This window comes from Flavobacterium branchiicola, from assembly GCF_018383905.1.
GTDB classification, from domain to species: Bacteria; Bacteroidota; Bacteroidia; order Flavobacteriales; family Flavobacteriaceae; genus Flavobacterium; species Flavobacterium branchiicola.
This window is the reverse complement of record NZ_JAGYWA010000005.1, coordinates 435,541-460,376: the sequence shown is the minus strand read 5'-3', so window position 1 is coordinate 460,376 and position 24,836 is coordinate 435,541. Positions and strand designations below refer to the sequence as shown.

19 protein-coding genes are annotated in these 24,836 nt (G+C 35.2%); 5 read left to right on the top strand and 14 right to left on the bottom strand.

The window, feature by feature from the left end:
- Positions 1-163: 163 nt before the first annotated feature.
- Genes KHA98_RS15145 through KHA98_RS15135 form a run of 3 tightly spaced genes read right to left on the bottom strand, consistent with a single transcriptional unit; the run spans position 164 to position 4,292 of the window.
- A complete protein-coding gene (locus tag KHA98_RS15145) occupies positions 164-2,470 on the bottom strand; it encodes a penicillin-binding protein 1A (protein ID WP_213258761.1) in 2,307 nt (768 codons plus the stop codon).
- 9 nt (positions 2,471-2,479) lie between these two features.
- Positions 2,480-2,959 (bottom strand): gliding motility lipoprotein GldH, encoded by a 480-nt coding sequence (locus tag KHA98_RS15140; protein WP_213258760.1) that lies wholly within the window; start codon positions 2,957-2,959, stop codon positions 2,480-2,482.
- Positions 2,943-4,292 carry a PSP1 domain-containing protein gene (locus KHA98_RS15135; RefSeq protein WP_213258759.1) on the bottom strand — a complete coding sequence of 450 codons (1,350 nt, stop codon included), beginning with the start codon at positions 4,290-4,292 and terminating at the stop codon, positions 2,943-2,945. The genes KHA98_RS15140 and KHA98_RS15135 overlap by 17 nt, the downstream gene beginning before the upstream one ends.
- A gap of 291 nt (positions 4,293-4,583) precedes the next feature.
- Here KHA98_RS15135 and KHA98_RS15130 point away from each other — a divergent pair, with 291 nt between their 5' ends.
- Both KHA98_RS15130 and KHA98_RS15125 read left to right on the top strand, forming a co-directional pair.
- Positions 4,584-5,084 carry a hypothetical protein gene (locus tag KHA98_RS15130; RefSeq protein WP_213258758.1) on the top strand — a complete coding sequence of 167 codons (501 nt, stop codon included), beginning with the start codon at positions 4,584-4,586 and terminating at the stop codon, positions 5,082-5,084.
- Between the two features lie 73 nt (positions 5,085-5,157).
- On the top strand, positions 5,158-6,360 hold the full coding sequence (locus tag KHA98_RS15125) for a hypothetical protein (protein ID WP_213258757.1): 1,203 nt from the start codon (positions 5,158-5,160) through the stop codon (positions 6,358-6,360).
- 49 nt (positions 6,361-6,409) lie between these two features.
- On the opposite strand, the gene KHA98_RS15120 is transcribed toward KHA98_RS15125, so the two are convergent.
- The 6 genes from KHA98_RS15120 to KHA98_RS15095 all read right to left on the bottom strand — a co-directional run bounded on the left by KHA98_RS15120 (position 6,410) and on the right by KHA98_RS15095 (position 13,181).
- Positions 6,410-6,640 (bottom strand): ferredoxin, encoded by a 231-nt coding sequence (locus KHA98_RS15120; protein WP_039118414.1) that lies wholly within the window; start codon positions 6,638-6,640, stop codon positions 6,410-6,412.
- The gene (locus KHA98_RS15115; RefSeq protein ID WP_213258756.1) at positions 6,640-7,881 is read right to left on the bottom strand and encodes a peptidase U32 family protein; all 1,242 of its coding nucleotides are present in this window, start codon (positions 7,879-7,881) and stop codon (positions 6,640-6,642) included. Before KHA98_RS15115 ends, KHA98_RS15120 begins: the two co-directional genes overlap by 1 nt.
- A 557-nt stretch (positions 7,882-8,438) precedes the next feature.
- A complete protein-coding gene (tnpA, locus tag KHA98_RS15110) occupies positions 8,439-8,888 on the bottom strand; it encodes an IS200/IS605 family transposase (RefSeq protein ID WP_213258755.1) in 450 nt (149 codons plus the stop codon).
- Between the two features lie 26 nt (positions 8,889-8,914).
- Positions 8,915-10,273, bottom strand: coding sequence for an oxygen-dependent tRNA uridine(34) hydroxylase TrhO (gene trhO / locus KHA98_RS15105; protein WP_213258754.1), 1,359 nt, complete (start codon positions 10,271-10,273; stop codon positions 8,915-8,917).
- 194 nt (positions 10,274-10,467) lie between these two features.
- A complete protein-coding gene (locus KHA98_RS15100; protein WP_213258753.1) occupies positions 10,468-12,141 on the bottom strand; it encodes a SulP family inorganic anion transporter in 1,674 nt (557 codons plus the stop codon).
- A 77-nt stretch (positions 12,142-12,218) separates the two neighbouring features.
- Positions 12,219-13,181, bottom strand: a complete 963-nt coding sequence (locus KHA98_RS15095; RefSeq protein WP_213258752.1) for a polyphosphate kinase 2 family protein — start codon at positions 13,179-13,181, stop codon at positions 12,219-12,221.
- Between the two features lie 250 nt (positions 13,182-13,431).
- On the opposite strand from KHA98_RS15095, the gene KHA98_RS15090 reads away from it, so the two are divergent.
- Genes KHA98_RS15090 through KHA98_RS15080 form a run of 3 tightly spaced genes read left to right on the top strand, consistent with a single transcriptional unit; the run spans position 13,432 to position 19,129 of the window.
- Positions 13,432-14,577 (top strand): efflux RND transporter periplasmic adaptor subunit, encoded by a 1,146-nt coding sequence (locus KHA98_RS15090; protein WP_213258751.1) that lies wholly within the window; start codon positions 13,432-13,434, stop codon positions 14,575-14,577.
- Positions 14,578-14,595: 18 nt separating this feature from the next.
- Complete coding sequence (locus KHA98_RS15085) at positions 14,596-17,769, top strand: efflux RND transporter permease subunit (RefSeq protein WP_213258750.1); 3,174 nt, start codon at positions 14,596-14,598, stop codon at positions 17,767-17,769.
- Positions 17,762-19,129, top strand: a complete 1,368-nt coding sequence (locus KHA98_RS15080) for an efflux transporter outer membrane subunit (protein WP_213258749.1) — start codon at positions 17,762-17,764, stop codon at positions 19,127-19,129. Before KHA98_RS15085 ends, KHA98_RS15080 begins: the two co-directional genes overlap by 8 nt.
- Before the next feature lie 134 nt (positions 19,130-19,263).
- On the opposite strand, the gene KHA98_RS15075 is transcribed toward KHA98_RS15080, so the two are convergent.
- The 5 genes from KHA98_RS15075 to KHA98_RS15055 all read right to left on the bottom strand — a co-directional run bounded on the left by KHA98_RS15075 (position 19,264) and on the right by KHA98_RS15055 (position 24,642).
- A complete protein-coding gene (locus KHA98_RS15075) occupies positions 19,264-19,674 on the bottom strand; it encodes a BrxA/BrxB family bacilliredoxin (protein WP_213258748.1) in 411 nt (136 codons plus the stop codon).
- Positions 19,675-19,815: 141 nt separating this feature from the next.
- A complete protein-coding gene (locus tag KHA98_RS15070; RefSeq protein ID WP_213258747.1) occupies positions 19,816-20,244 on the bottom strand; it encodes an ArsR/SmtB family transcription factor in 429 nt (142 codons plus the stop codon).
- A gap of 190 nt (positions 20,245-20,434) precedes the next feature.
- Positions 20,435-21,595, bottom strand: a complete 1,161-nt coding sequence (locus KHA98_RS15065; RefSeq protein WP_213258746.1) for a lycopene cyclase family protein — start codon at positions 21,593-21,595, stop codon at positions 20,435-20,437.
- An 18-nt stretch (positions 21,596-21,613) separates the two neighbouring features.
- Positions 21,614-22,078: a thioredoxin family protein gene (locus KHA98_RS15060; protein ID WP_213258745.1), complete on the bottom strand. Its 465-nt coding sequence runs from the start codon at positions 22,076-22,078 to the stop codon at positions 21,614-21,616.
- Between the two features lie 311 nt (positions 22,079-22,389).
- Entirely contained in the window at positions 22,390-24,642 is a 2,253-nt protein-coding gene (locus KHA98_RS15055; RefSeq protein ID WP_213258744.1) for a TonB-dependent receptor, read from the bottom strand.
- Positions 24,643-24,836: the final 194 nt, after the last annotated feature.

Below are 24,836 nucleotides of genomic sequence, written 5' to 3'. Positions count from 1 at the left end.
CTTTATTACTGTATATTTTTGATAAAAATAAGATTTTTAGATTAATTTATAACGATTTCGTAAAAAATAAAAAAGGCAATAAAGCAAAAAAAAATATCCTTTTGTAATCATCTCTGTTTAAGATGGTGCAAAAGGATATTTTCTATTTTAAAAAAGCTAAAACTTATAGTTCGAACTCGTCTGTATTTTGTTCTGTTTGCGTTGTATCTTTTACAACTGCCGGTCTTTGGTAACAATCTACTTTTATAGAAAGATTAGCCGGACGCTCAAACTCTGATTTTGAAATCTGAAGATTTTCATCTGCATAACATTTTTTCATAAAGTAAGCCCAAACCGGTAAAGCTGCCGTAGCACCTTGTCCGTAAGTTAAACTTTTGAAACGTGCCGAACGGTCTTCGCAACCTACCCAAACTCCGGTTACTAAATTTGGAACCATTCCCATAAACCAACCATCAGACTGATTTTGTGTTGTTCCTGTTTTACCGGCAATTGGGTTTTTGAACATATATGGATATCCTGTCCAACGGTTATCTCCACTTCCTCCACCTTGTGTACGTAAACGTGCTCCAGATCCTGTTTCAGTTACACCTTCCAGCAATTTAATTACCGCAAAAGCGATGTCTTTATTTAAAACGTCATGAGATTCAGGGATTGGCTCATAAATAACCTCTCCACTTTTATTTTCTATACGGCTCAAAAACTGAGGTTTTACATAAACTCCCTGATTAGCAAATGTACTATATGCTGCAACCATATCTTCAACTGTAATATCAACAGCTCCTAATGCGATTGAAGGCTGAACTGGAATTTCTGTTTTTACACCTAATTTTTTAGTCAATTCAACAACAGCTTCAGGACCAGTTCTGTCAATTAATTTAGCCGAAACGGTATTGATAGAATTCGCCAAACCTTGTTTTAAAGTTACCATTCCACGGTATCTGTTGTCTGAGTTTCTTGGCTCCCAATCTTCTGTCACGTGATGACGTCCTTTATGAATCATAAAAGGTCCATCCAGAATAGAATCACAAGGAGACATATTCAATTGTTCGATAGCCGTTGCGTAAACAAATGGCTTAAATGTAGAACCAACTTGTCTTGCTCCCTGGCCTACGTGATCGTATTGAAAATATTTGTAATTGATTCCACCAACCCACGCTTTGATATTTCCGGTTTGAGGCTCCATTGCCATTAAACCTGATTGCAAAAAGTGTTTGTAATAACGAATAGAATCAAGCGGTGTCATTGTTGTATCACGCTCTCCTTTCCAGGTGAATATTCGCATTTTTGTTTTTACTTTGAATGAAGCAATAATATCATCTTCGCTCTTATCCATTTCTTTCATCTGAGCCCAACGAACAGAATTCTTCATTGCCTGCATCATGATACGATCAGTCTCTGCTTGTGTGATGTTTACGAAAGGAGCGTTTTTATTGGTTTTCATTTCAATAAAAAATTGCTGTTGCAGATTTTTCATATGTTCCGAAACTGCTTCCTCTGCATACAATTGCATTCTTGAATCGATAGTAGTATAAATTTTCAAACCATCTTTGTAGATATCATAATCAGAACCATCTGGTTTTTTATTTTCAGCTACCCATTTTTTCATGTAATCACGAAGATACTCTCTAAAATAAGTTGCTGTTCCTTCACGGTGGCTTTCCAGTTTAAATTTTAAAGCTATCGGTAATGCCTGATATTTCTCTTTTTCAGATTGTGTAATCATCTTGGCTTTAACCATTTGCCCCAGTACAACATCACGACGATTTTTTACTCCAACAGGATTACGTAGCGGGTTATAAAGAGATGAATTGTTAAACATTCCAACTAAAATTGCTGACTCGTCAATGGTTAAATCTTTTGGTTCTTTGGAAAAATAGGTCTGAGATGCCGAACTTACCCCAACAGCATAATTTCCAAAATCATACACATTGCAGTACATCGCTAAAATCTCATTTTTGGTATATTGTCTTTCCAAACGTATCGCAATAATCCACTCTTTTATTTTTTGAACTATTCTAAAGGGTAAAAAATTAGAACCTCCGCGATGAAATAATTGTTTTGCCAATTGCTGTGTTAATGTACTTGCTCCTCCATTGGTTCCTAAAGAAAAAGCAGCACGTAAAGTACCACGACCATCAATTCCTGAATGTTCATAAAAACGTGCATCTTCCGTTGCAACTAAAGCATCTACCAGATTTTTTGGTAAGTCAGAATATTTAAGTTGTGACCTATTGGTTTTGAAATATTTACCAATTACAACTCCATCCGAAGATATAATTTCGGTAGCCAGATTAGAGTCCGGATTTTCTAGATCTTCAAAAGACGGCATTGAACCGAATAATCCCCAAGAGGCAAATAAAAAGAAAGCTAAAATACCCAGTAAGGTATAGGCAAAAACCCGCCAGAATTTCTTTTTGTAGTAATTAATATCTTTAACGCTATTTGATTGATTGTTTTTCTTAGCAGCCATAACTATTTTCTAATCTTTTTGTTCTATTCTAAAACCAACGTCTGTAATACCTTCTAAAGCCTGAACCCCAGGAATTTTACCCGATTCTCTAACGGCTTGTTTGATGTGAACTTTATATTTTCCTCTAAATTTCACATCTTCTTTATAATAAAGCTTGCTTTCTTTAATGTCTGAAAAACCATTTCCTAACAAAGTTCCGTCAGGATTTGCCATTTGATATTCTAAAGTATCCACTTTTGTAAAGCCGCTTGGTGTTTCAATAGCAACAATCAAAAACAAATTATTGAACGGATAATTGTTATTATCTCTCAAATTTACAAATAAATTGTACTTTTTTGTAGAATCTAAAACCGGCAGATCAAAGGTTACTACACTATCTTTATTCCACGCACTTCCCACCGATTTATACTCATCAAATACTCGTTTTTTATCACACGAAAAAAGAAGTATTGCGGCCAAAAGAAGAATTACGTTATTTCTTATTCTCATTTTTAGTAATAATTATTGGTTTTCTAGGCTCTGCGGGTTTATTATCATTCGACTTATTTTCATTTGGTTTGTTTCCTTTATTCGAATGATTTTTATTGTGCGGTTTATTTGATTTATTCGGATTCCCCCCAGCTGGTTTATTATTGTTGTTATTTGCTTGCTGTGGTTTTTGTGGTGCAGCTGCAACCGTAGCATTTTCAGCAGTTGGCTTACGTTTACGGTTTGGTTTTTTCTTTCTTTTTGGCTGATCAAAACGAGTTAAACTCTCCTGACCCATTGCATTATTAAAGTCTTTTTCCGGCTCAGATGTAACTTCAATTGCAAAATCTTCTAAAGATGAAACTTTATTTTTCTGTTTGTTTTCAGCAATGATTTCTTTTACCTGATCAATTTTCAAAACATGCCAGTTTGCGAAATTATTGGTATATGCAAACCACATTAATCCTTTAAAAATATCTTGCTTTTGGCAAACAGCGTCTCCTTTTTCTGTTACTAATTTAGTATCATAATCCGGAAAATCTTTCAATGCATCCATGTAAGTATCTAACTCATAGTTCAGACAACATTTTAACTTACCACATTGTCCGGCTAATTTTTGCGGATTCAGTGATAATTGCTGATAACGAGCTGCTGACGTATTTACACTTCTAAAATCTGTTAACCAGGTCGAACAGCAAAGTTCACGTCCGCAAGAACCGATTCCACCTAAACGAGCTGCTTCCTGACGGAAACCAACTTGTTTCATCTCTACTCTGGTACTGAATTCTTTCGCAAAATCTTTAATCAAAAGTCTAAAATCGACTCTGTCATTTGCTGTATAATAAAACGTAGCTTTTGATCCGTCTCCCTGAAATTCAATATCAGAAATTTTCATTTCTAATTTATGCTGAATCGCCAATTCACGCGCACGAACTTTCATTGGTTCTTCGCGATCACGTGCCACAGACCAAATATCGATATCTTTTTGAGATGCTTTTCTGTAAATCTTTGGTACTTCGTTACTTTCAGGATTAACCCCTTTTTTCTTCATTTGAATTTTAACCAATTCTCCTGTAAGTGTAACAATTCCAATATCATGTCCTGGTGAAGCAACAGTTGCTACAATATCACCAATACTTAAAGTTAATTTTTCTGAATTTCTAAAAAATTCCTTACGTCCGTTCTTAAAACGAACCTCAACACAATCAAAAATCGCCTCTCCATTAGACGGACTCATGTTAGAAAGCCAGTCAAAAACCGTCAATTTATTGCAGCTATCGGTGCCGCAAGTCCCATTATTTTTACAACCTTTTGGTGCGCCACCATCTGAGGTTGAACAACTTGTACATGCCATAATTATATATGTAGTGTCGCAAAAATGCAACTTAAGTTCATAAACGTTTGATCGGTAAAGATAGTATTTTTTTTATTTTGCTATTTATGGATTAGTTCTAAAGGGTTGTTAAATAAAAAAAAGCTTTGCTTTTAAAGTTAATATTCCTGAAATCGATAGAAATAAGGCCATGTGCCTCCAATACCATAAATTCCAATTCCTTTAAACAAATTTATTTTTCATATGAATTTATTTACGTTTCTTTGGTTTTAAATTTGATTACACCACTAATGAAAAATCGAAAAACTAAAAATGAATAAAAAACACTTTCTGATAATAACAATAATAGTTTTGGTACTAACTTCCTGTCAGGAAAAAGAAACCATTAAAAGTCCGAAAACTTCTATTACTAAAAAAGCCATTGCAAAAGATACTACCAAATCAGTGCAAACTGAAAAATCAAGGGATTCGATAGCTTGTATTGATGTTGTTTTAGAAATCCTGACAACCTCACCTTCTTATATCGAAGGCACAAAAGGCTTATATGAAGCTGTTGTAAAAAATGGCGGTACTTCTATTGGAATTACAGTTGAAGGAAGTCCTAATCCTAAAATCGACAAAGCATTGGATTATTCTGAAACTTATGATTTAAATCTTCATGAAACCTATCCTGACCGAATGCCTACAATTGCGCGATATACTTTTGACCCTTCTAAAAAAGAACTTTATGAATACAATACTGCAGAAGATAGTTTGATGCCAATTGCCTTTAATAAAAATTTGCTTTTAAAATTGAATAAAATCTGTAATTAGGGCATCAAAATTGAATAATGACCAAGAGCAATCTTTATTTTGAATTTATTTAAACCAAAGTTTTCAGAATTACATGACAAGAAACTTAAACCGTTTAGGAAAACCCATTTTTCTTTTTTCCCTGACTATTCTTATCCTTAACGATTGGTTTTTTAAAACCGCTTTTCATAATTTCATTACAGGAAAATTGTCTGATTTTGCCGGTTTGTTTGCTTTTCCTTTCTTTTGGAGTGTTCTTTTTCCCAAAAAAACGAAAGAAATTCATTTAGGCATCGTTCTGTTTTTTATCTTTTGGAAAAGCCATTTCTCAGATGCTTTTGTCGATTTTACGGAAACTTACAGAGTCGTCGATTTCTCCGATAATATAGCTCTTATAAGTGTTTTTATTTCATTTCGATCGCTCAAAAAAGAACATTCTGTTTTAAAACTAAATCCCATTTTTCTATCCTTAATTTTACTAATTTCCTGTTTCTCTTTTATTGCTACTACGCAAAAACCAAGGTTTGAAGATGTGAAGGAAAATATACAATTGGTTTTAAATAATGAAACCAATCAAAAGTTAATCGTTCTGATTGATTTTAAATTCTCTGAAAAAGAAATTGATGTATATAAAAAACAAGGGATTTTACAGACAATAGAAATGTATAAAGAAATCAACAAAGATGACAAAAGATATGTTTTTAACAAAACAGACTCCATTAGCATAATCAACTCAATAAACGAACAATGGAACACTATTAAAAAGAAAAGTGTGATAGAACCATTAGTTCTGGACATTCACCAATCAGCTACTGTTGAATTGCCTTTAACTTATTATGACAAACAAATCGGGTTTCCTGAAAACTTCAAAATTTCAGTACTTGACACTACCAGAAAAACCATTAAAACATATAACAAAAAGACATTCTTTGAAAAAATAAACCAAAATTCATCTGTAAAGCTAAACGAATTTTTACGGGAAAACTCTTTGAATTTAACTTTTGGAGAAGTAACAAAACCTTTAATTCTATCTGATTTTTATGGAAAATGGGAATCTAAAATAAAAGGAAATTTCAATAAAATAGAATTCAATTCGAAGTATTTCAGCAATGATAAAACTGGCGCTGTCTATGATTGCGAATATAAAAATGACACGATTTTGGTACATACGCCTGAAAAAGTACATATTGGAGTAATTAAAAACCCGAAAGACGATGTTCTTGTTATTTCCTGGGATACAAAAACGGTTGTAACATACAAAAGATCTTCAAAACCGACCTCTTTAGGCAATCAGTAATATAAGTTCTAAATTCTTTCTTTTTTGTGGGCTTTTTTTTTATACATTTCTACGTTTCCTTAACCGTAATAATTTTTACCGGACAAGCTTTCGCAGCCAGTTCACAACTTTCTACAATCGCATGATTTGGAGATTTTAACGTAAAAAATCCTTTGGCATTCTGCGAATGAAGTAATACCGATTTTCCATCTTTTTTTGACATTTGAAAATGCACCGGATCCATTTCAACGCAATAATTACAGCCAATGCATTTATCTCTTTGTAGAGTGATGATAACCATTACGCTTCAACAATTTTATATAATTTGTCCGACATTCTGATTCTGAATGGCAGTTTAAGAGTACAATCGTCACCTTTTGTTGCTTTTTCGGCTTCAAGATCGTTTACAAGCATTTGATCAATAATCATTTCCTGCGCTCCTGTACTTGGTCCGGTAACCAAAATTTTATCTCCGACTTTTATATCGTAAGCTTCAATTTTAAATTGTCCGACTTCTGCTTTTGGAAAATAATGTGTTCCTCTACCAACATAAACCTTTTTTTGTGTTGCCGCCGAACCCGGAATATCACTCCACTCTCCTAATTCCTGACCTAAATAATATCCTGACCAGAAACCTCGATTGTAAACGGTATTCAAAGCTTCCATCCAAACTATTGTTTTCTCTTTTGAAAAAGTGCCATTGTAATAAGCATCAATCGCTTCACGATACGTTTTAATAACTGTTGCAACATATTCAGGTGCACGTCCGCGGCCTTCGATTTTTAAAACCTGGATTCCAGAATCTATTACTTGATCTAAGAAATCCAACGTACATAAATCTTTTGGCGACATCATGTATTCGTTATCCAATTCGATTTCGAAACCTGTTTCCTGATCGATAACGGTATACTTTTTTCGGCAGTTTTGTTTGCAAGCACCGCGATTTGCAGATGAATTATGAGAATGCAGACTCAAATAACATTTTCCTGAAACCGCCATACATAGTGCACCATGCCCGAAAATTTCGATTTCAACTAAATTTCCGTTGGGACCTTTTATCTGCTCTTTCTCAATTTGAGCTGTAATATTCTTTACCTGGCGCAGACTCAATTCGCGACTCAAAACCATAGTGTCTGCAAATAAACTGTAGAATTTTATGGTCTCGATATTGGTAACATTCAGTTGGGTTGAAATATGAACTTCCATCGCAATTGATCTTGCCATGGCAATTACAGCTTGGTCTGATGCAATTACGGCTGTAATATTTGCTTCTTTAGCTTTATTCAATAATGTCTTTACAACCGATAAATCGTGATCGTAAATAATGGTGTTTAAAGTAAGATAGCTTCGAACATTTTTGGCTTCGCAACGATTCGCGATTTCTTTTAAATCTTCGATAGTAAAATTAACCGTCGATCTTGCACGCATATTGAGTTGCTCAACTCCAAAGTATACAGAATCACAACCATTGTCTAAGGCAGCCTGAAGCGACTCAAAGTTCCCCGCGGGCGCCATAAGTTCGATTTTGTTGGTAGTAGTCATTTTTAATTTATTATTCCAATGATATATTTTTCGAATCTAGTCGTCTAACAATTGGCAAAAATAATATGGCATAGATTAGATTCCTATGATTTTTATCATGGTCTAAATATTTTAAAAATTATTCGTGGAAGTGTATTTTATTAATATAGCCCACGGTTTTCAACCGTGGGAAACGTATTGTTATGTAACGTTGAAGATTCTCATTGTGTACCCACGGTTGAAACCGCGGGCAATGCATACATCATTGCGCAATCTTTATCATACATAGCCCACGGTTTCAACCGTGGGAAACGTATTATTACGTAACGTTGTGGATTCACATTATGTACCCACGGTTGAAACCGTGGGAAACGTATTATTACGTAACGTTGAGGATTCTCATTGTGTACCCACGGTTGAAACCGTGGGCAATGCCTAACAATCGTTACGCAATCTTTATCAAACGTTTCCCACGGTTTCAACCGTGGGAAACGTATTGTTATGTAACGTTGAGGATTTACATTGTGTACCCACGGTTGAAACCGTGGGCAATGTTCTATATAAATTGTGGTATTTTTTTATCTCTTGAGATCGATTGAATTTTCAAACCCATGCAGTTTTACAAATTCATCAAATTCCTGCTGTCCATTCTTTTTGAGATGATGCTGTTTTTGATTTTTTATATAATTATAAACACCATCAAGCTGAGATTCGCTTACTGCGAAAGCCGCATACCCGGTTTGCCAAGCGAATTTTTCAGGAATTAAATTTTCTCCATTTATAGAATGAGAAGAACCTCCTTTCGCTTGACGAATTACATCTGCGATAGATTTTTGAGGATTCAATAAAAATAAAACATGTATATGGTCAGGCATTCCATTAATGATTCTAACTGGGCAGTCAAAATCAATTAATTCATTGTAAATATAATCGTATACGTTTTTCTCAATTGAATAATCAATTAATTCCTTACGATTTTTGGTTGCCCAAATGGCGTGAATCCACAATTTGGTAAAAGAATGTGACATTGTAAATTAGCGTTTTAATAAAGCCGCTAATTTACAATTTTATACACTTTATCTGACAATCTAATTCTAAATGGAACTTCAAAAGTAACTTTATCACCAATTTTAGCAGATTGAGTTTCTGCGCCGTCAACAATGAATTTATCCATAACCAATTCCTGATCACCGGTTGTTGGACCAGAAATAAGGATTTTATCACCGACGTTTAATTCGTGGTTTTCAACAGTAAATTGTCCCACTTGTGCTTTTACATAATAATGTTCTGCTTTTCCAAGAAGTACTTTCTTTACTTTTATTTTCTGACGAATATCTGCTGTTTTTTGTGCAGTTGCCAAAGCAGTTTCCGGCAAGTCGCCTGAATGTTTGAATTTTAAATTTTCAGATTTTCCTTTTCTGAATACTTTATTTCCAACTTGCTGACCTGTTCTTAATCGAACTTGATCTACCAATGGCATGTGAATAATATCCAGACATTCTGTAGAACAGCAATTGTCCATCGCAGCTTTACATTCGTCGCATTGAATAAACAATAAATGACAGCCATCATTCTCGCAGTTGGTGTGATTATCACAAGGTTTTCCGCATTGGTGGCATTGCGAAATAATATCGTCTGTAATTCTTTCGCCTAAGCGGTTATCAAACACGAAATTTTTTCCAATGAATTTGCTTTCTAAACCTTCTTCTTTCAATTGTTTTGCATAGTTGATGATTCCACCTTCTAATTGAAACACATTTTTGAAACCTTGGTGTTTGAAGTAAGCACTTGCTTTTTCGCAACGAATTCCTCCGGTACAATACATAACCAGATTTTTATCTTCTTTATGATTTTGAAGTTGTTCGTTGATGATTGGCAAACTTTCTCTGAAAGTTTCAACGTCTGGAGTAATTGCATTTTTAAAATGTCCAACTTCACTTTCGTAGTGATTTCTAAAATCTACTACAATTGTATTTGGATCATCAAGGATTTCGTTGAATTCTTTGGCTTTCAGGTGAACGCCAATATTGGTAACATCAAAAGTATCGTCGTTTAAACCATCGGCAACAATTTTGTGTCTTACTTTAATCGTCAATTTTAAAAACGAGTGATCATCATGTTCTACAGCGACATTCAATCGTAAGCCTTTCATAAAATCATATACTTCCAGCGTTTCTCTGAAAGCTTCAAAATTTTCGGCAGGAACACTCATTTGAGCATTTATTCCTTCGTTGGCAACATAAATTCGACCTAACGCATCGAGTGCATTCCAGGCTACAAATAAATCATCGCGAAATTTTTTGGGATCTTGAATTTTGGCATACGCATAGAAAGACAACGTAAGACGTTGTTGACCTGCATCATCAATCATGATGGCTCTTTCTTCTGCGCTCAAAGTGTTATACAGTTGCATGCTATAAACAGTTTTAAGTTAAGAATGTATATTTTTTAGATTTTCTCTAAAATCTGCGGCAAATTTAGGGTTTATTTTGAGATTAAAAATTGTATTGAGCTAATTATCTGATTTTTTTAACAACTCTTAAAAAACCGATGAGGATTATATAACCTCAACAACGTAAATTTCATCGCTACAAAACAGTTATCTTTTTATTGCTTATTTTGAATGGCGCGAACTACTAAATCATCAACCGAAACAGAGCGACTGATATGCCCAAAAAGAGTTTCCAGATTTTCTGAGCGAAGACTGTCTCGAACTTCTGCGCGGGCTTCGGCAATATTTAGATTAATATTCCTGGCCTTTAAATCAACAAACAATTGCTTTAAAAATCTGGCTCCGGCAATGTCAATTCGCGGAGAAGAATTAAGATCCAGTATAACTGTTTTTATAGAATCTTGTTCGAGGTAAATTTTTTCCAGAATCTTTTCTTTAATATATTCAACATTAAAATAATATATAGAAGATTCTATTCTGACAATTAATACGTTCTCAATTTTTTCATTATCCGGATGTCTTGCCATGTCGGTATAAATTCGGGTACCATGAATTCTGCCTAAAAAAGCGACATTGGGTTTTGAAGCAGCTTTTAATAGCAATAACAAAGTTACCATCGCAGCCACCAAAACACCTGCTAAAATTCCCCAAATAAGTACACCAACAAGAGCAATCATCGCAACGCTAAATTCTTGTTTGTTTATTTTATAGAGATATTTCATTTCCTTTATATCAAAAAGTCCTCTTATGGCAACCAAAACAATCGATGCTAAAATTACAGTTGGCAAATTTTGAATGTATCCTGATAAAAACAACAGACAAATGGCAATAGCTGCCGAGCAAAATAAAAGAGATAACGGCGTTTTAGCGCCTGCCGTGTCGTTTACTGCCGATTGTGAAAGTCCACCCGCAACTGGATAACCTTGTCCAAGCGCCACGGCTGCATTAGCGATTCCCAAAGCCAGCAATTCCTGACGTGGATCAATAACATAGCCATTTTTTTGTGCTAATGTTCTTCCTGCAGAAATGCTTTCGATATAAGACAATAAAAAACAGGCCATTGCAAGAGGCAATACACCATCTACATCACGAATCTTTATTGAAGGTAAGTAAAGTTTAGGAAGTCCTGTTGGAAGGACTCCGACAGTTTTAAATCCGCAATGTGCTAATGATGTTGTCGAAATGAGTATAATTGACAAAATAACTATTAGAATTGCTATTGGTCGCCCGGGTGCCATTTTTTCACCAACAATTAATAATATGATAGCACTTATACCAAAAATAAAAACGATAGTATTCATTTCTGGAATTTGCTGAAAAATAGTGACAATACGTTCAATAAAATTATTTCCACCTCCTTGTACTCCAAACAATTTGGGCAATTGAGTTAAACCAATTGTTATTGCGGCTCCAGCTTTGAATCCTACCAAAACGGTTTCGCTGATAAAATTAATAATACCACTCAACCTCAGCAAATAAGCTATTATCGCCATAACGGCAAAGACCAATGCGGTAAGCGATGCTATTTCACACCAACGTTGTAGATTACCATGAGCCATACCGGCAATGGTGGTTCCGACTAATAATGAAATTGCCGACGTTGGACCAATTGCCAATTGTTTACAGGTTCCCAGTGCAGCATAAAATATCCCTCCAATAAGATAACCGTAGATTCCATATTGAGGAGGTAATCCCGCCAGAGTAGCATAAGCCAGAGAAACCGGAATTCCGTATGCAGCGAGAGTTAATCCGGCTAAAGAATCGCTCTTAAAGCTTTTAATATTATATTCTTTAATCCAGTCTGTAACTGGTAAAAGTTTAGAAGCCATAATTTAAAACTGGTTGTGCATTTGGTTAATTCCCTTTAGTTTCAAACCTATTTTGAATAATTAATCTCATTCAAAAATTAATTATCTTCATCTAATAGCGCCTGCTTTACTGCGTTTAATTCAGCAATTTTTTCTTCACTAACTTTCGGATATTCTAAATCCATTTCGTCTAGAGCATGAATTACTGCCGAAGCAATTGCAATTCGCGCATGATACTTATCATCGGCAGGAATAACATACCACGGCGATTTTTTGGTTGATGTGTTTTTAATTAGCTCTTCGTAAGCAAACATATAGTCGTCCCAATATCCTCTTTCTTTAGCATCAGCGGCACTGAATTTCCAGTTTTTGTCCGGATTATCAACACGTTCTATAAATCTTTTCTTTTGTTCGTCTTTAGAAAGATTCAAAAAAAACTTAATTACAATTGTTCCGTTTCTGTTCAGGTATTTTTCGAAATTGCGAATATCTTCAAACCGATTTTCCCAAATATCCTTGGTCACCAATTTTTCAGGAATTTTTTGACCTCTTAGTATTTGTTCATGAACCCGCACTACCAAAACTTCTTCATAATACGATCGATTGAAAATCCCTATACGTCCTCTTTCCGGCAAGTGTTTTTGACAGCGCCATAAATAATCGTGATCCAGCTCTTCTGAACTTGGACTTTTAAAAGAGGAAACCTGACAGCCCTGCGGATTTATACCAGACATAACATGTTTAATCGCACCATCTTTTCCGGCAGCATCCATGGCCTGAAAAATAAGAAGAACAGACCATTTATCCTGGGCATAAAGCGTGTCTTGCATGGCAGCCAATGCCTTTACCCCCATTTCCAGTGTCTTTTTTACAACCGATTTTTTTTCATCTGATGAATCTAAAGTTGGCCTGCCTTTGAGGGTGAATTCTTTATCGTCTCCAATACAATATTGTTCAGAGAATTTCTTAGCCCTGTGCAGGAGTTCTTTTTTATTAAGTGATTTTAAATTACCGGGACCTGCATCCAAGTCATGTCCCTTTTTTTTATCCTTTTTCGACATAATTAAACTTGTTTAAAATTAATATGCGCTCTTTTTAAAATATTCATTCCTACAAATAATGCATTTTACCGTTATTTTATGGCGTTTCGTCGATTTTTTAACTATTGAATATCAAATGAATATAAATTTAGAAAAAAAACCAAAATGGAAATAATATTTAAAAATTTAATTAAAAAAATGTTAACTTAGCTTAGGATTTATTTGGTTTTTAGTCAGTTGAGTTTAAACATAATTTAATAAAAAATTAAAAATGAACAAAATTTACTCCCCAGCAATTTTCTTACTTTTTTTGATGTTTTCTTGTAAAAAAGAAACACCACCGGAACCTAAGCCTTTAGAAATTTCAGTCACTACCGTATTGCAGCAAGATGTAAGAATAGAATCTGAGTATACTGGGCAAACTTTTGGTCAATCTGATATACAAATAAATCCCCGAGTCGACGGCATTATCGAAAGCCTGAACTTTAAAGAAGGTAGCTTCGTCACCAAAGGGCAATTATTGTACACTATCGATCCATTACCTTACAGAGCAAAACTTAACGAAGCAGAAGGTGCAGCTGCAGAATCACAGGCGCGTTTATCTAAAACCAAATCAGATTTGGATATGATAACGCCACTAGCCAAAATGAATGCAGTCAGCCAACGAGAACTTATTTCGGCAAAATCTGCTTATAGTGCTTCTATTGCACAGATTAAAGCTTCGGATGCATCGGTACAAAATGCAAAAATCGAATTGGGTTACTGCCAGATTATTGCTCCAATTTCCGGATTAATCGGAATTTCAAAAGTGAGAGTTGGCGATTATGTTCGCCCGGGTGCGATCTCTATTCTTAATACTATTTCTGATTTAGGAGATGTGAGAGTTCGTTTTACAATGAGCGAGCAGGAATTTCTAAAACTTTACAGAGAATTCCAAAAACCAAATTCGGCGTTAAAAGGCTCCGGAGCATCGGTATCATTAAAATTATCAGATGGCTCAATCTATCCTCAAACAGGAAAAGTGAGTTTTACTGACAGACAAATAGATCCTTCAACAGGTGCAATAACATTTGAAGCGGCATTTCCGAATCCGGATAAATTACTTCGTCCGGGGCAATACGCAAAAATTGCATTACTAACAGACATTCGCAAAGATGCAATCGTAATTCCGCAGCGAGCTGTAATTGAACTTCAGGGAATCTTTCAGGTCTATGTTGTAGGCAATGACAACAAAGTAAGTATGAAAATTGTAAAACCTGGCCCAACTGTTAAAAACGGTTATATTATCGAAGAAGGTTTAAAAGCAGGAGATAAGATAGCCATGGGAGGTACTTCATTATTGAAAAATGGAAGTGTTATTACACCCAAAATTGTGCAATGGCAATTGGGTGACAATGAAACTGTAGCAACTAAATAATCTAGATAACATAGTATTATGGGAGAATTTTTCGTCCGAAGACCGATCGTTGCTATTGTAATCAGTATTATTATTGTAATACTTGGATTACTGGCATTACAAAAAACACCAATTTCACAGTATCCGGATATCAATCCGCCCGTAGTAAAAATTACTACAACTTTTACAGGAGCAAATGCACTAAATGTTGAACAGGCAGTTGCAACTCCTATTGAGCAAAAAGTAAATGGTGTTGAAAACATGCTATATATGAAGTCCATCAATACCTCTGATGGAGCTTGTACTATCGAAGTAACTTTTGATGTGGGAACCAATCTGGACAATGCCAACATGCTTACGCAAAACAGGCAAAACCAATCGGCTCCATTTATGCCTTCAAGTGTAAAACAACAGGGTGTAGTGGTAAAAAAATCACTATCATTTCCAATGATGTTATTCACGGTTACATCAACCAATCCAAAATATGATGCTAAATTTTTGAATAACTATGCGAGTATCAATATTGTAGATCAATTAGCCCGTATAAAAGGAGTTGGTGAGGTTACACTATTTGGAGGAAGTGATTACTCAATGCGTATTTGGTTAAAAGCAGATATGATGAGTAAACTGGGCGTAACAGTAGACGATGTTAAAAATGCGCTGAACGCTCAAAACATGATTAGCCCGGGAGGAAAGTTTGGTGCAGAGCCGGCACCTCCTGAAACTGAATTTACTTATGGAGTAACATTACAGGATCGTTTAGTTACTGAAAAAGAATTTGGAAATATCGTAGTTAGAAGTAAACAAGACGGAGCCCAGGTTTTACTGGATGATATTGCCCGTATTGAATTAGGAACGGAAAACTATAGTTCTACAGCGCGCAGAAACAGTTCGCCAAGTGCTGTTGTGGCCATCTATCAAATGCCGGGTAGTAATGCACTTGATGTAGCCGAAACAGCAAAAAGCACCATGAAGCAGCTTGGCGAAAAATTTCCACAAGACATCGTATACCAGGAATCACTAGACACCACTCTGGCCATTACCGCAGGAGTTGATGATATTGTGCACACCCTTTTTGAAGCTATTTTGCTTGTTATTTTAGTAGTGTTCATTTTTCTTCAAAACTGGCGTGCTACTTTAATTCCTTTAATTACTGTTCCGGTTTCGTTGGTGGGAACTATAGCCGTATTTCCATTATTAGGATTTTCAATCAATACATTGTCTTTACTAGGTTTAGTTCTTGCAATTGGTATTGTGGTAGATGATGCCATTGTGGTTGTTGAAGCCGTAATTCATCACATAGAACACGGAAAAACGCCAAAAGAAGCAACAATTCAGGCCATGCGGGAAGTATCGGGTCCTGTAATTGCCATAGCCTTAATTTTGTGTGCGGTATTTATTCCTGTTGCGATGACTCCCGGAATTACAGGTCGTTTTTATCAGCAATTTGCCATAACCATTGCCGTCTCGGTCGCCTTCTCGGCATTTTCGGCATTGTCTTTAAGTCCCGCGCTCTGCGCCATGCTCTTAAAACCAACCAAACCCATTGAGGAACAAACAGGATGGCTGGCGAAGTTTTTTGCCGGATTTAACCGAATTTTTGAAAAAGTTACCGGAAAATATATTAGTGGAGCGACATTCTTTGCAAAAAAAGCAATTCGAATTGTTCTTTTGCTTGCAGTTGTAATTGTTGCCATTGTTTTATTAGGTAAAAAAATTCCTTTAGGATTTATTCCAGAAGAAGATCAGGGATATGTTTTGGTAAATATTGCTTTACCACCAGCATCTTCATTACAACGTACCGATGAAATTTCCAGAAAAGTAGATAGCTTCCTGAAAGAAGAAAAATCTATTCTCTCTTATACGACAATAAATGGATTTAGTATGCTTACTAACTCCTATCAGCCAAATAATGCTTTTGTTTTTATCTCATTAAAACCTTGGGAAGACCGCGCAGAAACGGCTAAGCAATTTGTAGATCGATTTAATAAAAAGCTTGCAACTCAAATTACTACGGCAACTTGTTTCTCATTTGGTCCTCCAGCCATTCAGGGTCTTGGTGCATCTGCCGGTTTTAGTTTGATGTTACAGGACAGAGGCGGTAATACGGCACAATATCTGGCTGAACAAACACAAGCCTTTATCGCTGCCGCACAACAACGTCCGGAAATAAAACGAATTTACACTACGTTTAATGCCGGTACCCCACAAATTAAATTAGATATTGATAATGATAAAGCCATGAAACTAGGCATTCCCGTTTCTAAAGTCACCGAAGCGCTTGGTGCATTTTTGGGAGGAACCTATGTAAATGATTTTAACCGCTTTGGACGTCAATACAAAGTTTATTTGCAAGGAGAAGCCGTTAATCGTGTAAGTCCGGAAGATCTAAACCTGATTTATATAAAAAATAATCAAGGTGACATGGTGCCTATATCAACACTGGTTACGGCAACAAAAGTCGCAGGTCCTGATTTTACCAATCGTCTAAATTTATTCCGATCTGCCGAAATAGGCGGAAGTCCAAATGATGGTTATAGTAGTGCCCAGGCCTTAACTGCACTAGAAGAAGTTGCCAAACAGACTTTGCCTGCAGATATGAGTTACGATTACATCAACCTCTCTTATCAGGAAAAACATTCTCCGGGAGGTAGTTCTGTTTTTATAATGGCACTTGTATTTGTATTCTTAATTCTTGCTGCGCAATATGAAAGCTGGAAATTACCTTTCAGCGTTTTACTCGGTGCTCCTTTTGCTGTATTTGGGGCCTTTTTAGGGCTACTCTTAGCAAGATTTGGAAGTGATGCCTATGTCAACAATGTATTTGCGCAAATTGGGCTCGTTTTATTAATTGGACTGGTTGCCAAAAATGCTATTCTTATCGTAGAGTTTGCCAAAGAAGAATATGAAAAAGGTAAACCTCTATATGAATCGGCAATGGTTGCGGCAAAACTTCGTTTCCGTCCGATTCTTATGACTGCCTTTGCATTTATTCTTGGAGTGGTTCCGTTATTAACCGCTACTGGTGCAGGATCGCAAGCACGTATCGTAATGGGAATGGCGGTATTTAGTGGTATGTTAATCGCCACAGTTTTGGGTGTATTAATCGTACCTGGCTTATTTGTAATGATTGAAAATATCGGAAAAAAGAAAGATGACACAATCGTAACTGAAGGAAATAATGTCGAATCAAATTCTACAGACCATGAGTAAGAGATATAAAATAATCGTGGTTTTATTTATACTCGCACTATTACCAATTGGTTGTATGGTGGGTCCTAAATATGCTAAACCGGAACAACAAAAATCAGAATCTTATAAAAATGAAAGAAACTTAGACAGTCTGGCGTCGGTCACTAACCTAAAATGGTTTGATTTGTTTAATGATGACATCTTAAAAGACCTGATTAAAAAAGGACTGGAAAACAATTATGATCTTAAAATTGCTGTTTCGAGAATCGATCAGCTTCGTGCGGAATTAGGTTACACCAAAGCCGATTTGTTTCCTACTTTTCAATACGGAGCGACAATAAACAGCAACAAAAAGAACTTAACCCCATCAAACGCCGGAGCGAGTATGTCCTGGGAACTTGATTTTTGGGGGAAATTCCGTCACGAAAATAATGCGGTACAAAACGAACTTCTCGCTACCGAAGAAGCCCGAAAAGTGGTACTTTCAGAAATTGTGAGTAGTATCGCCGTTGCTTATTTTCAGATGCGAAATCTTGATGATCAATTGGAAATAACAAAGCAAACGCTTAAGACCAGAGAGAAATACTATGAAATAATAAATCAAAGGTTTGTAAGTGGTTATATCTCTGAAGTAGATAAAGTGCAAATTGAACAACAAGTTGCTATTGCAGAAGCTGCAATTCCAAACATTCAAAGACAAATAACCTATCAGGAGAATACAATTGCGTTGCTAACGGGACAACTTCCTCTTGAAATTCCAAGAGGAAAAAGCAATACCGAATTGCAAATTGTAAGTGAAATTCCTTTATCTATCCCATCGGCATTACTTGAAAACAGACCTGATGTAAAAGCTGCAGAATTAAGTTATAAAGCCGCAAATGAAAGAATTGGTGTTGCACAAGCAATGCGTTTTCCCTCTTTAAACTTAGCTGCAATTGCAGGTTTTGCCAGTGCTGATTTGAGCAACCTATTTTTGGGAAGCTCCTATCTTCAAAATGCATCTGCCGGAATTGCGGGTCCAATATTTGCTTTTGGAAAAAACAAAAGAAGAGTAGAAATAAACAGACAAATAGCAGAACAATCCAAGTTTAACTATCAAAAAACGTATATCACCGCTGTATCTGAAGTTGAACAGTCTATTCAGAATATAAAAACCTATAAGGAAGAATGGAAAGCCCGCAACAGACAAGTTCAGGCTGCACAAATAAACTATAAATTATCGTATGAAAGATATGATAGCGGTTATGTTTCTTACTTAGAAGTTCTGGATGTAGAAACAAATTTATTTAACGCACAATTAAGTCTGGCGCAATTAACAGAAAGACAACTAAGTTCTATGGTTGAATTGTATAAAGCACTTGGCGGGGGATGGAATCTTTAATTTTAAGGGGCAAAGGCTCAGAGTTACAAAGCGACAAAGGTTTTAAAAACTAATTATAAAAAAAAGCACTATTTAAAATAGTGCTTTTTTTTTGCTTTGTCGCTTTGTAACTCTGAGCCTTTGTTCCTCAAAAATTAACAATATTCGTTAAACGCGTCTTGCAAATTCTCAGCGATCATTTCAGCAGGACGACCTTCGATATGGTGACGCTCTAACATGTGAACCAATTCTCCGTTTTTGAACAAAGCCATACTTGGCGATGATGGAGGAAAAGGAAACATATGTTGTCTTGCAGCATCAACAGCTTCTTTGTCAACACCAGCGAAAACGGTGATTAAATGATCTGGTTTTTTAGCTCCTTCTAAACTCATTTTTGCTCCCGGACGTGCATTTCTTGCAGCGCACCCGCAAACAGAGTTCACAACTACTAAAGTGGTACCTTCAGCTTTGATAGCATTATCAACAGCTTCAGCACTATGTAAATCTTGAAAACCAGCAGATGTTAATTCAGCCTCCATTGGTTTTACCATTTCTTGTGGATACATATTTTTATTTTTTAAATTTTACTTTTGAACTGCAAAGTTACAAAGATTACCCGCAACAACTTAATTTGAAGTATAAAGTTTTGTTATAGTTCAATACTATTTTTTTTATGCAAAATGAAGATGTGTCATCTCATGTAGAATTTAAACTACCAAATTTTTGATTTTTCTGTCTGGGAATTGATAATTGTATTGTTTTAAATGGCTGTTTCTCCCTATCCATTTTTTAGTTCCCATAACAGTTGACTTACTTTTCTCTGGCAGATCAATTGTAGAAAGAAAACTTGAAAAATATTTCTTAAGCACTTGTATATTATCAGCTTCTATAGAATAAATCACTTTTTTTCCTTCGTTTTTTATATTTACCAGACTTGCTTTTTTCAATTCCAATAAATGCTTGGATATTGTCGATTGTGCCAACGGAATCAAATCAACAATTTCACCACAGGTTCTATTATCCCTTTTCCACAATAAAGTCATAATCTGAATACGCGTAGGATGTCCAAGCGCCTTACAGATTTTCCCTAATGCTTCTGTTTCTATATCAAATTTTAAACGCTTTGTAATTCCCATAAACTTGCAAATTATTTACCAAGTGCAAATTTAATTTCAACAAAGTCTTTTAACTACCTGTAAAAGTCGTTAAAACAGAATAATAAGCCAGAGTTTTTATATTATGAACTATTTTTTACGATAAAAAAATAGCAACCAGATTTTAATCTGAAGATTTCCAAAATCACGAAAAACCAAGTGAAATAAACATTTATTTGAACAACACTCGAAATAAGGATTTTATGAAAGGTACTTTAGGGCATTTCAGAATCACTTGAAAATCTTCTGCCAAAGTAGTTTCTTCATCCAAAAACCTGAAGATTAGTTTTGGACTCCCTTTTCTGAATAAGGAAGAAAAAATAGAACTGCCCAATTCATTATGGCGATACAGAATATCTAAAAGCAGTAAATCATAAAACCAAAACCTGTTTTTTTTATGAAAGTCCTTCATTTGAATCCCTTCTTTCTGAAGAAACTTTACCAATTCTGAAGATTTCTTATCTGAATTTTTAAAAGTATAGCCCGTACTTGCCTTGGTCCATCCGCCTGCCGTACCAATATTAAGTACACGTTTGGTATTTTTCTCCCAAAACGGATAACAAGTCATTGGAATACTGCCCTGCTCTTTTTCTAAAATCTGATATTGGCTTACGCCGAGTTTCTCCAGATAAATCTGAATCTCATTTTCGTATTCTTCTTTTGAAAGTAATTTCTCTGAGAACAAAGTATATTCAACTAAAGCTTCTGTTTTTGAAACTGGCAGCACATACATAAATCTTGTATTTCCTTTTTGTTCTACCGAAAAATCCATAAAAGTAACTTCTTCCGGATTAAAAACTTCGGTTTCAGTTTTTACAAACCAGCCGGTAAAATGCTGTTTCAAAACCGGAAATTTGGTTTGTCCTTCGGCAAAAGCCTTTGTATAAATACTATTGAATAAATAATTGCAGCTGTATCGATTTTCTTCTGTACCAACAAAAACATGCGTTTCAAGTTCGTTAATATCGGTTACTTTTTCATTTAGAAAAACAATATTCGGGTGTTTTGAAATTTCTTCAAAAATAAAATTATAAAAGTCAATTCCCTTTATTTGGTAGTATTGATAAGGCTTCAACGTTAAATTACGATTAAAATCGTTATTGGCAAACAAAGCCAAATCCCATTTTTTTGAAACAATCGAATCCCAGACATTTTCACTTTTATCCCAAAAGCACCAGGTTCTGTCGTTTGTTTTTTTCGAATCCTGATCAAGTAGTACAATAGACTTTCCTAAAAATTTCCCAGATAAAACCATTTTATAAACTGTCATCAAAGAAGCGAGGCCAGTTCCTGTAAATATGTAATCGAAATGTTTAATTTGCGAAGAATTCATTCTCAAAAATAAGCAATTTTATTTTTCCAGTTTTCCTAAAAGAATTATAAAATCGCTTACGCTTAAATCGCTGCTGGACTGAAAAACGATTTCATTTTTTTCATTCAAAACACACAGAGCCGGATAAATAAGCTGTTTGTTATTTGTTCCGAGTTGCAAGGCCAGTTCATGAACACCCACATCATTTCCTGAAGGCTGATATTTAAATGTTCGGTTATTAAACGTAATTTCTCTTTTCTCTTCAGCATTAAAATCAATAAAATAGAAATTTGAATTTAGCTTATTGATAATTTCCTGATTTTTGAAAGTTGTCGCTTTCATATGTTGACAAAACTGACACCAATCGGTATGAATGAAAATAATTATTTTTCGCTTTTGAATGTGCTGCAAGCTATCTACTTCTTCAAAGGTTCTGTTTTTTAACTGGCAGAATCCTGTTGAAGTTATTCCGAAGAAAAGTAGAAATAGAAATAGCTTTTTCATTTTTTTGTCTTTTTGCCACTCCCGATAGTTATCGGGATAAAAGGATTTTTTACTTCGTTTGTCACCCTGAGCGGAGTCGAAGGGCGCTCCAATTGGAACGGGGCTTCGACTCCGCTCAGCCTGACAAAATAAAATCTTTTTAATTCTTTAATCTGTGGCTAATATTAATTAAACACATAGAAACATAGATTTTTTCTTTCTACAAAAAAGATAAAAGAAGAAGCTAGCTTCCACACATAGCTATGTGCATTGATGCAAGTGAAACGCCTTTTTACACAAAATTAAACTATGTTTCTATGTGTTGAAAAAAATTATCTAAAAGTATATCGCAATCCAAAAAAGCCACGAATTGTCTGGTTTTGTCCGTACACGTAAGTCGTATCAAAAGTCAAACCATATGGATTATCAGGCGTAACTACTACTTTTCCAGCCGAATCGTATTGCACATTTTTATCAAACGGATCATTTGTTCTCGAAATCAAAAACGGATTTTTTTGCATTGGTGTAAAGTTCAGCAAATTTTTGATACCGCCGTACACTTCAAAATTTTTCCAGCCTGAATAAGTAAACTGAATATTCTGAATACTATACCAAGGCGATTTAGGACTTCTCGGATCTGTTTCGCTTAGTAAAGGCAAATCCATTGGGCTGTACACATTTCCGGTATAATCTACTGATAAATCCCAAGGCTGAATTTTATAAGAAACACTCCAGGTTGCGGTAAAATTCTCTGTTAAGAAAGGTCGCTCAGAAATGCCATTCTGAACATTTTTATTATCCAAAACGGTTGCGCCAACAATAAACTTAAGCCCCGATGGAAAATTAAGATCTATATTGGTGCTTATTCCCTGACTAAGTGCATATCCGTCGATATTATCATAAATAATCTTATTTGGGTCACTTTCATAGTCTGAAATGATTTTATTGCTAAATCGCGTATAAAAAGCGGTTGTTTCGATACCCATAAAGGTTCCGTTACCGAAATTAATTTTCTGAATATAATTTAAATTCACATTTACAGATTGTTCCGGTTTTAAATTATTTGCTATTACAACATCTCTTGAACCTGTTAAAGCAGCATGATCTTCGGTAAATAAATTCACAACCCTAAATCCGGTTCCTGCATTTAATCTAAAAATGGTGTTTTCACTGGCTTTAAATCGAAAAGCAAATCTTGGAGTAAAGATAGAGCCATGAATTGAATTGTAATCGTAGCGCATTCCTAACAAAACCTGACTTTTTGGAGAAAATGTAATTTCGTCCTGTACAAAAATTCCGGGAAGCCAGGTACTTTCAGCTTCTTTGGTCGCCGTTGTATTGTCATCATAATAAGAATACCGGCTTGCAATTCCTGCCAATAAATCATTTCTTCCTATTTTTTTATCCCAGGTCAATTGCAAAAAACCAATTTTCTGATTGGCGATATAAGATGTTGTTCCGTATCGGCTGTCCTGATAATGCACATTTCCTGAAAACGAAAGCATCAGTTTTTCCTCAAAAGGCAATTGATAGCTTCCAATTAATTCAGCTCTTTTGGTATAAATACTTTCGCCATAAATTTCATCGCCACCACGGTACTTTTTTTCCCAGCGAACATCTCCGCCCCAACGGTCTTCATACATTCCGCGTGCTGCGATTGTAAAAAGGCGATTATTATTTCTTTGGAAACTCCATTTATTGAATATCGAAATTCGATCAGAAAGTGTTACATCTGTAAAATTATCATGGTCTTTGTCGATTACCTGATTATAATTGAAATAATTAATTCCTAAAAGTGTTGTTGATTTTTTGGTTGGGTTAAATTTCATTCCCAAATCAACATTGGTTTCAAGATAAGTTGTTGTAAAAACATCCGCAGAAAATACGGGCGCATTTGTTGGGTTTTTAGTGATAATGTTAATCAGACCTCCAACCGCTTCACTTCCGTAAAGAGAAGAAGCAGGACCTTTTACGATTTCGATTCGCTCCACCAGAGAATTCGGAATTCCGGATAATCCGTAAACTGTTGAAAGACTGCTTACAATTGGCATTCCGTCAATCAAAACCAAAGTATAGGGACCTTCCAGTCCGTTTATATGAATATCTCCCGTATTACAAACACCACAATTAAGCTGTGGCCGAACGCCATTTATATTTTGAAGCGCATCATAAATGCTTGGGGTTGGATTTTTTTTAAAAAAAACCGGAGAGTAAACCTCAACCGGAACGGCACTTTCTAATCTTTTAACTGGTTTTAAAGTCCCTGAAACTACTACTTCGTTTAGCTCGTTTTTATCTTCATTTAATTCAAAATCCAGATTTAAATTTTGATTTTCTAAAATTGAAATTCTTTTAATCACCGGTTTAAATCCTGTCGACGTAACTTCAATTTTATACGAGCCATTCGGAATATTGCTGAATTGATAAAAACCAAGCGAATCAGTTTGTGTTTTAAAGTTTGTATTTAACAACACCACATTAATTTCCTGTGCCGGAGGAATATCTGCATATACTTTACCCGATATATTTTGTGAATAAGAGTTCTTTACAGCAAGTATTAATATAATCAAAAATAAATGTTTCATTTTATTAAAATAATTTTTAGACAAAACTAAAAATTAAATTTGATAAATAATTATTCTGCAAGAAAAATTTTCAAACTGAATGATTTCAATATGTTAGATTTTTATTTTTAAGAATCCAAAGCATTTGTTTAATCTCGCAAAGACGCGAAGTCGCAAAGCTTTTTTATAAAACATGACGACTTCGCGCCTTTGCG